This is a genomic window from Pseudodesulfovibrio sp. (assembly GCF_028692895.1).
In the GTDB taxonomy this organism is placed as follows: Bacteria; Desulfobacterota; Desulfovibrionia; order Desulfovibrionales; family Desulfovibrionaceae; genus Pseudodesulfovibrio.
Window position 1 is genome coordinate 1 of record NZ_JAQUWN010000106.1, and the last position, 8,444, is coordinate 8,444.

General features: G+C 68.5%; 9 protein-coding genes and 1 pseudogene. 8 read left to right on the plus strand and 2 right to left on the minus strand.

All coding sequences use genetic code 11. The features are described from left to right. Window positions 1-181: 181 nt before the first annotated feature. A complete protein-coding gene (locus PHP91_RS16475) occupies window positions 182-1,924 on the minus strand; it encodes a C69 family dipeptidase (protein ID WP_300143300.1) in 1,743 nt (580 codons plus the stop codon). Between the two features lie 139 nt (window positions 1,925-2,063). Here PHP91_RS16475 and mnmA point away from each other — a divergent pair, with 139 nt between their 5' ends. Continuing rightward, complete coding sequence (mnmA, locus tag PHP91_RS16480; protein WP_300143304.1) at window positions 2,064-3,110, plus strand: tRNA 2-thiouridine(34) synthase MnmA; 1,047 nt, start codon at window positions 2,064-2,066, stop codon at window positions 3,108-3,110. Window positions 3,111-3,134: 24 nt separating this feature from the next. Here the strand turns inward: mnmA and PHP91_RS16485 are convergent, their stop codons facing one another. Beyond that, window positions 3,135-3,665, minus strand: coding sequence for a hypothetical protein (locus PHP91_RS16485; protein ID WP_300143307.1), 531 nt, complete (start codon window positions 3,663-3,665; stop codon window positions 3,135-3,137). A gap of 108 nt (window positions 3,666-3,773) precedes the next feature. On the opposite strand from PHP91_RS16485, the gene PHP91_RS16490 reads away from it, so the two are divergent. From PHP91_RS16490 to PHP91_RS16520, 7 genes and pseudogenes are all read left to right on the plus strand, one after another. Continuing rightward, on the plus strand, window positions 3,774-5,084 hold the full coding sequence (locus PHP91_RS16490) for a MiaB/RimO family radical SAM methylthiotransferase (RefSeq protein WP_300143310.1): 1,311 nt from the start codon (window positions 3,774-3,776) through the stop codon (window positions 5,082-5,084). Continuing rightward, window positions 5,081-5,617 (plus strand): DUF4416 family protein, encoded by a 537-nt coding sequence (locus PHP91_RS16495; RefSeq protein ID WP_300143313.1) that lies wholly within the window; start codon window positions 5,081-5,083, stop codon window positions 5,615-5,617. Before PHP91_RS16490 ends, PHP91_RS16495 begins: the two co-directional genes overlap by 4 nt. 3 nt (window positions 5,618-5,620) lie before the next feature. Continuing rightward, window positions 5,621-6,502 (plus strand): YicC/YloC family endoribonuclease, encoded by an 882-nt coding sequence (locus PHP91_RS16500; RefSeq protein ID WP_300143316.1) that lies wholly within the window; start codon window positions 5,621-5,623, stop codon window positions 6,500-6,502. A 66-nt stretch (window positions 6,503-6,568) separates the two neighbouring features. Further along, a complete protein-coding gene (locus PHP91_RS16505) occupies window positions 6,569-6,823 on the plus strand; it encodes a DUF370 domain-containing protein (protein ID WP_300143319.1) in 255 nt (84 codons plus the stop codon). Then, entirely contained in the window at window positions 6,824-7,459 is a 636-nt protein-coding gene (gmk, locus tag PHP91_RS16510; protein ID WP_300143322.1) for a guanylate kinase, read from the plus strand. Beyond that, window positions 7,452-8,153, plus strand: a complete 702-nt coding sequence (gene pyrF / locus PHP91_RS16515) for an orotidine-5'-phosphate decarboxylase (RefSeq protein WP_300143325.1) — start codon at window positions 7,452-7,454, stop codon at window positions 8,151-8,153. Before gmk ends, pyrF begins: the two co-directional genes overlap by 8 nt. Window positions 8,154-8,169: 16 nt before the next feature. After that, window positions 8,170-8,444 (plus strand): annotated as a pseudogene (locus PHP91_RS16520) (hypothetical protein); the annotation flags it as partial.

The window sequence follows — 8,444 nt, forward strand, 5'->3', positions numbered from 1 at the left end:
CCCCCCAAACTTTTTGGCGACGCTTCGCGTGGTTGGTTCGGGGCGGGAGGGCCGTTTTTGATTGGGGGTTTGTGCGGGGCGTGGGATTGAGAGGGGAAGGGGAAAGGTTTTTGAGGAAAATGAAGGGCCGGTTGCGAACGCGCGTTCGCAACCGGCCATTTTTATTTATGATTGATTAAGTTTACTTCATGTCATAGGTGGTCGGGCCATTCCTGTAGTCGGTCCGGTTCAGCCAGTCGGCCGGATAGCCGATGGCCGATACTGCGTCCTCGCCGGGGCGGTTGATGTAGCCGTCCGAATACTTGGCGAGCAGGGCGAAGGTCAGGTCGCGCCAGCGGTTCAGAATCATGCCCGCCGTGTCGAAGCTGAACTGGGTGATGAGCGTGCGCTGCTGCTCGGGCGTCTTGCCCGCCATGGCGTCGTCCATGGCGTAGGCGCCCGCCAGGGCCAGCTCCTCCAGCTCGCGCTGCGCCGGGAGAATGTCCACCCGGGTCATGCGCTGGAAGTTCAGGCGCGACCAGTTGGCCAGCAGGTCGAAGTGCCACCAGGCGCAGGCTGGGTCGAACCGGCGCGGGTCGCCCGCCTGGTACGGCTTGGGCAGTTGGGCCATCTTGGAGAAGAAGGGCGTGAAGACGGTGGTGTAGGCCACGTCCGGACCGAACCAGAGGATGCCTTTGGTCATCTCCGGGGCCCCCGGCCGGGTCTGGCAGACGTAGGTGTAGCCCTGGTAGAAGACCGAGACGGCCCGCTCCCACGCGCCATAGTACTTCTTTTCCTTGTCCACGTTGTTCTGGTTGCCGTCATAGGGGCCGACGAAGCGGTGCGGGTCGCCGTAGGGGCCGGCGGCCGCGCCCTTGGTCAGGTCGAACTGGGTGCCCTCGTAGTGGTCGCGGTACAGGGCGAAGACGTCGGCGGCGCTCAGCTTGTCCTTGGGCGCGATGGCGAAGGGGTAGTCGCGGGTGTAGGTGTCCCTGACCCAGGGCGAGAGGCCGAGGTCCGGGTTGACCCGGTCCATGCAGCGCCAGATGCGCCGCAGGGAGTAGTAGGGGTGGTTGTACTCGCCGGGGCTGACGGCCCGGAGCCAGTCCACCGGGCCCTGCTTGGCCTCGTCCCACCAGCCGAGCTTTTTCAGGCCGGGGATGAGCAGCCTGGAGTACCGGAAGTTGTCCGGGTCGTTCTTGACCACGTCGCGGATGCGGAAGGTGTTGGCGGCCACGAAGTACTGGCCGTCCGGCACGCGCTGGGCCACCCAGGCGGAGTGGTGCTTCACGTCGGGCAGGGCGCACATCTCGAAGACCCAGGCCTCCTTCTCGTCGCCCACCAGCAGGGTCTCGCCCGTGGAGAAGTAGCCGTACTCGTCGATGAGCGCGCCCATGAGCTTCACGGCCTCGCGGGCGGTGACGCAGTTCTCGAGCGCGATGCGGGAGAGCTCGGCGCTGTAGAAGATGCGGCGGGGCTTGCCCTTGCCCGCCACGGGATTGGCGGGCGGTTCGTAGTTGGCCCCGTTGGTGCACTCGCCGAACATCAGGTTCTTTTCGTTCATGATGCCGTAGTCGCCGTCGAAATAGGCGAAGGACGTTTCCTGCTTCCGGCCCAGCAGCTTCCAGATTTCCGCGTAGGGAATCTCGATCAGCGGCTTGGTGGGCGCGTCCGGCGTGTTGTAGGCCGGGCCCCGGTCGTCGGTGACGATGCGGGGGTAGCGCAGATAGTCGGCGAAGGTCCTGCGCGCGCCTTCCTGTTTTTTGGCCGGGACGAAGATCAGCCGCTGGTCCCCGAGCTCGTTGTCGTCGGAGTGGGTGACCATCATGGAGCCGTCGGCCGTGGCTCCGGGCGTGGCGATCATGGTGGTGCAGGCCCGGGCCGGGCCCCAGGCCGAGGCCAGGGCCAGGCAGGCGGCCGTAAGGCAGAAGATCATGCGTTTCATCCCGAGCCTCCTCGATTGCGGTTTTTCCGTCGGATAGGTTGTCTGATAGCATAAAAGGAGATGCTTCGGGGTATAAAAACGTTGCATTCCGCCGTGGCATTTTTCACAATCGGCGCATGATCGACATGGAGCGTTCCCTGTGACCGTGGCCGTTGCCGTCAGCGGCGGCATGGACAGCCTGCTGGCCCTGGCCCTGCTTCGGGAGCGGGGGCTCGGCCTCGTGGCCGTGCACGGCCGTTTCCTGCCTTCGCCCGAAGGCGGCGAAGACGCCGTGGCCAAGCTGGCCGGGACCTGCGCCGCCATGGGCGTGCCCTTCCACGCCCCGGACCTGCGGGGCGCGTTCGAGGACCGGGTGGTCTCGCCCTTTGTCGAGGGCTACCGCCACGGGCTGACGCCCAACCCCTGCGCCCTGTGCAACCCGCGCATGAAGTTCGGCGCGCTCTTCGATTTCGCCCGGTCCCTGGGCGCGGACGGGCTGGCCACCGGCCACTACGTGCGGATGGAGGAGCGGCCCGGCCTGGGCCTGGCCCTGGTGCGCGGAGCGGACCGGGCCAAGGACCAGAGCTATTTCCTCTCCCTGGTGCCCGTAGAGCTCCTGCGGGCCGCCCAATTCCCACTGGGGGACGTGCGCAAGAGGGATGTGCCCGCGCTCCTGGCCGCGCGGGGGCTGACCCCGCCCCTGCCCACCGAGAGCCAGGAAATATGCTTCGTCCCTAACGACGACTACCACGCCTTTCTGCAGGGGCGCGGGCTTATGCCCGGCCCCGGCCCCATCGTCCTGGAGGACGGCCGGGTCATCGGCCGCCATCGCGGCCTGTGGCGGCACACCGAGGGCCAGCGGCGCGGCCTGGGCGTGGCCTGGACCGAGCCGCTCTACGTGCTGGACAAGGACATGGCCGTCAACGCCCTGGTGGTGGGGCCCAAGTCGTCGCTGGAGGCGGCGGGGTGCGTGGCCGGGGAGGCCAATGTCATGGTCCCTCCCGAGGCCTGGCCCGAAGCCGTGCTGGTCCAGACCCGCTACCGGCAGCAGGCCCGGCCCGCGCGGGTGCGGCTCGACGGGGACCGGCTGGTCTGCCGGTTTCTGTCGCCCCAGGGCCGTCCCACGCCGGGGCAGGTCCTGGCCGTCTACACGGAGGACGGCGCGGTGCTGGCGGGCGGCGTCATCGAGGGCCCGCTCGGGGCGTAGGATCGTTCGGGGAGGGCGCGTGAGCTACCAGCCCATGAGCCGGTCGTCCCAGTCCTCCTGGATTTGCCGCCGGTATCCCTCGCCCCGCGCCTTGTTCATGACCTGGCGTATCTTCTCGGGCGTGAGCTCCGGCTTCTTGGCGCAGTAGTTCGCCCACCAGCGGACCTCCTGGGTGATGCGGAAGTTGTTCGGGTCGTCGTAGGAGGCGAGCCGGGCGAAGCCCTCGTCGCGCGCGCCCAGGTAGATCCGGCACAGGCCGAAGTAGTAGACCGCGTCCGGATTGGCGGGATAGGACGAGAGGGTGGTCGCGAAGATGTCTCCGGCCCCGGCGTAGTCCTTGGCCAGGAACCGTTCGAGCCCCTTCTTGTTGTTGGCGTAGGCCGCGCCGGGCCCGGTGTAGAGAAAGTCGTTGTAGGCGCTGAAGACCACGCCCGCGCCCGACGACGCGCCCGCGCCCACGGACGCGCCGACCACGTTGCATCCGGCCAGCAGCAGGGCGAGGAGCAGGGCGGGAAGCCGGATGCGGAGCGGAACGCTGACGGGTGTATGGAGCATGGCATTGACCCCCGAGGGTATTTGCATTAGGCCGCAGGAACGGTTTTTCTCCGGCGGGTCCGGAGGGGCCGGAGGGGCCGGACAACCGGAAACACGGATTCAGGATACATGATTCGCTTTTACGCCGCCACCCTGGGGTGCAAGATCAACCAGTACGAGACGCGGGCCATCGCCGAGGCCTGGGCCCGCAACGCGGGCGCGCCCGCCGCGGAGTCCGGCGACCCGCGCGCGGCCGATCTCATCCTGGTCAATTCCTGCGCCGTCACGGCCAACGCCGTGGCCGACCTGCGCCAGGCCGTGCGCAAGCTGCACCGCGACAACCCGTCCGCGCCGATCATCGTCACCGGCTGCGCGGCCCAGGTCATGCCCGACGAACTGGCCGGGCTGCCGGGCGTGGTCCGCGTGGTGCCCCAGGCGGACAAGGCGGCCCTCCTGGCCGGTCCGGGCGGCGAGCCCCTGCCCGAGCCCGCGCCGTTCCCGCCCTTCGCCATCACGGGCTACGACCGGGCCCGGCCCGTGGTCAAGGTCCAGGACGGCTGCTCCCACCACTGCACCTACTGCATCGTGCCGCTGACGCGCGGCCGGTCCGTGAGCCGCGAGCCGGGCGAGGTGGCGGCCGAGGTGCGCCGGTTGCTGGACGGCGGCTGGCGCGAGCTGATCCTGAGCGGCATCAACCTGCGCCACTACGGCCGGGGGCTGGCCGAAAAAACGGATTTCTGGGACCTGGTGGCCCGGCTGGAGCGCGAGTTCGCGCCCGAGTGGTCGGGCCGGGCGCGGCTGCGGCTCTCCTCGGTGGAGCCGGGCCAACTGGACGCCAAGGGGTTCGACACCCTGGCCGCGTCCGTCCTGGTCTGCCCGCAGCTCCATCTCTCGCTCCAGAGCGGCGACCCGGACGTGCTCCGGGCCATGGGGCGCGGCCACTACCGGCCCGAGACGGCCGTGGAGTTCCTGGACCGGCTGCGCGAGCCCTGGCCCGTCTTCGGCCTGGGCGCGGACTTCATCTGCGGCTTTCCCGGCGAGACCCCGGAGCAGTTCGAGAACACCCTGACCCTGGCCCGGCGGCTGCCCCTGACCTACGCCCACGTCTTTCCCTATTCCGAGCGGCCCGGCACCCCGGCGGCGGACATGCCCAACCAGGTGGACCCGGCCGAGCGCAAGGCCCGCGCCGCCCGGCTGCGCAAGCTGGTGGCGGGCAGGAAGCGCGTCTTTCTCGACCGCCTGCTCGGGACCGGCCGTCTGGACGTGCTGGTCCAGGACGCGCGGGGCGAGGGCGTCAGCCAGTATTACGCCGCCTGCCGCTTCGGCGCGCCCCTGCCCGGCGATCCGGTGCGAGCCCTGATCCCGGCCCGGCCCGTGGCGGTGGAGCGGGGTGTGATTTTGGTGGAGCCGCTGGATGCGAAAGGAGAGGCCTCGCTGTGAGCCTGCCGAAGATTCCCGATCCGGGCCTCTTGATCCTGTCCGTGCTGTCGGCCCGGTTCGACGCGCTGTGGGACCGGCTCCTGGCGGAGCTGGAGGCGGCCTTCGGCCCGGCGGCCGAGGTCTCCGAGCCTTTCGTCTTCGACCAGACCGACTACTACGACGCCGAGCTGGGCACGCCGATCCTGCGGCGGCTCGTGGCCTTCGAGGCGCTGCGCCCCCTGGACGAGCTGGCCGAGATCAAGCTGGCCACCAACGCCCTGGAGGCTCGCCACGCCGAAGGGGAGCGGCGGACGGTCAACCTGGACCCGGGATTCGTCACGGCCGAGCGGCTGGTCCTGGCCACGGGCAAGAACTTTTCCCACCGCATCTACCTGCGCGACGGCATCTGGGCGGACCTGACGCTCATCTGGCAAAAGGGCGGGTGGAAGGATTTCCCCTGGACCTTTCCCGACTACGCGGGCGAGGAAATGAAAAGGCGGCTGACAAAGCTGCGCCAGTTGTATAAAACCAAGCTCAATACGCAAAGAGGGTAAGCTATGCCTGTCAGCATGACCGGTTTCGGCCGGTTCGAGACCAACGAGGACGCCTGGACGCACGTCTGGGAGATCAAGAGCGTCAACGGACGGTTCCTGGACGTCAAGTGGCGCATTCCGGGATTCCTGCGCGGACTGGAGAACGGCTGGGAAAAGATCCTGCGCGGCTTCGGCTCGCGCGGTCGGGTGGATGTCTCCCTCAACCTCGAGGTGCTGGACTCCGCCATCCTGGGCGTGACCTTCAACGAAACCCTGGCCCGGGCCATGTTCGCCGAGATGGAGCGGGTGGCCGCCAGCCGGGGCGAGGTCTTCACTCCGGACTACAACCGGGTCCTGGCCATGTCCGCCCTGTGGCGCGACTCCGGCAGCGAGCCGGACTCCGGCCTGGCCGCGAGCCTGTCCGCCGGGCTGGAGGCCGCGTGTCGGGACTGGGTGCGCGCCCGCTCCGACGAGGGCGCGGTGCTGGTGGCCGACCTGCGCGCCCGCCTGGAGACCCTGCGCGACCTGGCCGGGCGCATCGCCGCCCGCATCCCGGACGTGCTGGAGGAGAAGAAGGCCGGGCTGCGCCAGCGCATCGGCGAGATGCTCGCCTCCATGGGCGCGGAGTACACCGAGGAGCGCATGCTCCAGGAGGTGGCCTTCATCACCGACAAGCTGGACGTGACCGAGGAGTTGACCCGGCTCTACGCCCACCTGGACCGCCTGGCCGAGACCCTGGACGGCGACGCCGACGTGGGCAAGAAGCTCGACTTCCTGTGCCAGGAGACCTTTCGCGAGATCAACACCTGCGGCAACAAGGCCAACGACGTGGCCGTGAGCCGCCTGGTGGTGGATTTCAAGGCGGAGCTGGAGCGCTGCCGCGAGCAGGTGCAGAACATAGAATAGCTGTCGCAAAGTGGCCCGTTTGCCGAAAGGACGGGCCATTTTCATATCAAGTGCAAGGTAGGACGAATGCAGAAACAGGGATTGCTCAACGTCGGCTTCGGCAACTTCGTGGTGCTCGACCGCGTGGTCTCCATCGTCAACCCCACCAGCGCGCCCATGCGCCGGCTGCGGGAGGACGCGCGCCAGGAGGGGCGGCTCATCGACGCCACCCAGGGCCGCAAGACACGCGCCATCATCGTCACCGACTCCAACCACGTCATCCTCTCCGCCATCCAGGCGGAGACCATCGGCCAGCGGTTCAGCGCCGAGGAGGGGGAATAGGTGACCGGCAACAAACAGCGCCTGGGGCAGGTCCTGGTGGTCTGCGCGCCCAGCGGCACCGGCAAGTCCACCCTCATCGCCAAGCTGCACGAGGAATTCCCCAATTTCGGCTACTCGGTCTCCTACACCACTCGCGCCCCGCGCGGGCAGGAGCGGGACGGCCGCGAGTACCACTTCGTCTCCCGCGAGACCTTCGTGGCCATGCGCAGCCGGGGCGAGTTTTGCGAGTGGGCCGAGGTCCACGGCAATCTCTACGGCACGGCCACCGCGCCGGTGAAGGAGATGCTGAGCCAGGGCAAGGACGTCCTCTTCGACATCGACGTCCAGGGCGCCAAGCAGCTCAAGAAGACCTTCTACAAGGGCAATTTCGTCTTCCTGCTCCCGCCCTCGCGCGATGAACTGGTCCGGCGGCTGACCGGCCGGGGCACGGACTCTCCCGAGGCCATCGCCAAGCGGCTGGCCAACGCGGACGGCGAGATGGCCGAGGCCGGGTTCTTCGATTACTGGATCGTCAACGACGACCTGGAGAACGCCTACCAGGAGCTGCGCGCCGTGTTCGTGGCCGCCCGGTGCAAGCCGGAGCTGCGCCCGGACGTGGAGGAGAACATCCTGAAAAACTGGGGGGAACATGGCTGAGCTGGTTGTCGCACTCGATTTTCCGGACGCCGGGCGCGCCCTGGGCATGGCCCGGACCCTGGCGGGCGCGGCCCCGTGGATCAAGGTCGGGCTCGAACTGTTCACCGCCGAGGGCCCGGCCCTGGTGCGCGAGCTGAAGGCCATGGATTTCAAGCTGTTCCTGGACCTCAAGTTCATGGACATCCCGAACACCGTGCAGGGCGCTGCGCGCTCCGCGGCCCGTCTGGGGGTGGACATGGTCAACATCCACGCCCTGGGCGGCGAGCGCATGGCCCGCGCGGCCATGGCGGGCTGCGTCGAGGGCACGCCCGAGGGGCGCGAGCGGCCCCTGCTCCTGGCCGTGACCATCCTGACCAGCATGGCGGCGGGCGAGCTGCCAGTGCCGGGCGCGCCGGGGCCGTCCGAGATGGCCCTTGACCTGGCTGGTAAAGCCAAGCAATATGGCCTTGATGGGGTGGTCTGTTCCGGTCTGGAGGTGGCGGCCGTCAAGGCTTCCTGCGGGGCGGGCTTCATCGGTCTGACGCCGGGCATCCGGCCCGCCTCGTCCGGGGGAGACGACCAGCGGCGGGTGGTCACGCCCGCACAGGCGGTGCGAAACGGCGCGGACTACCTGGTGGTGGGGCGGCCCGTCATCGGCAGCGCGTCGCCGCGTGAGGCGGCCCTGGCCATCATCGGGGAGATGCGGTCCGTCTAGTTCAGGAGAGTTGCGGATGACGGGGCAGATGGAAGAGCGACAGCCCGGCCGGGAAGTGGTGCGCGACGGCGCGGAAAAGATCAAAGGCGTCTTTTCCACGCAGTCCGTCAGCAGGGTCGGCACCGGAACCACCCAGCGCCGGACCATCCAGAAGACCTACTGGAGCGGCGGCGAGCTCGACGACGGCCGTTTCGAGGTCCAGCCCCTCAATTGCAACTACGTGCCCTCCGGCCCCAAGCAGGTGGTGGAGCGCGAGGAATTCCTCTCCAAGTTCAATCCCGAGCCCGAGTT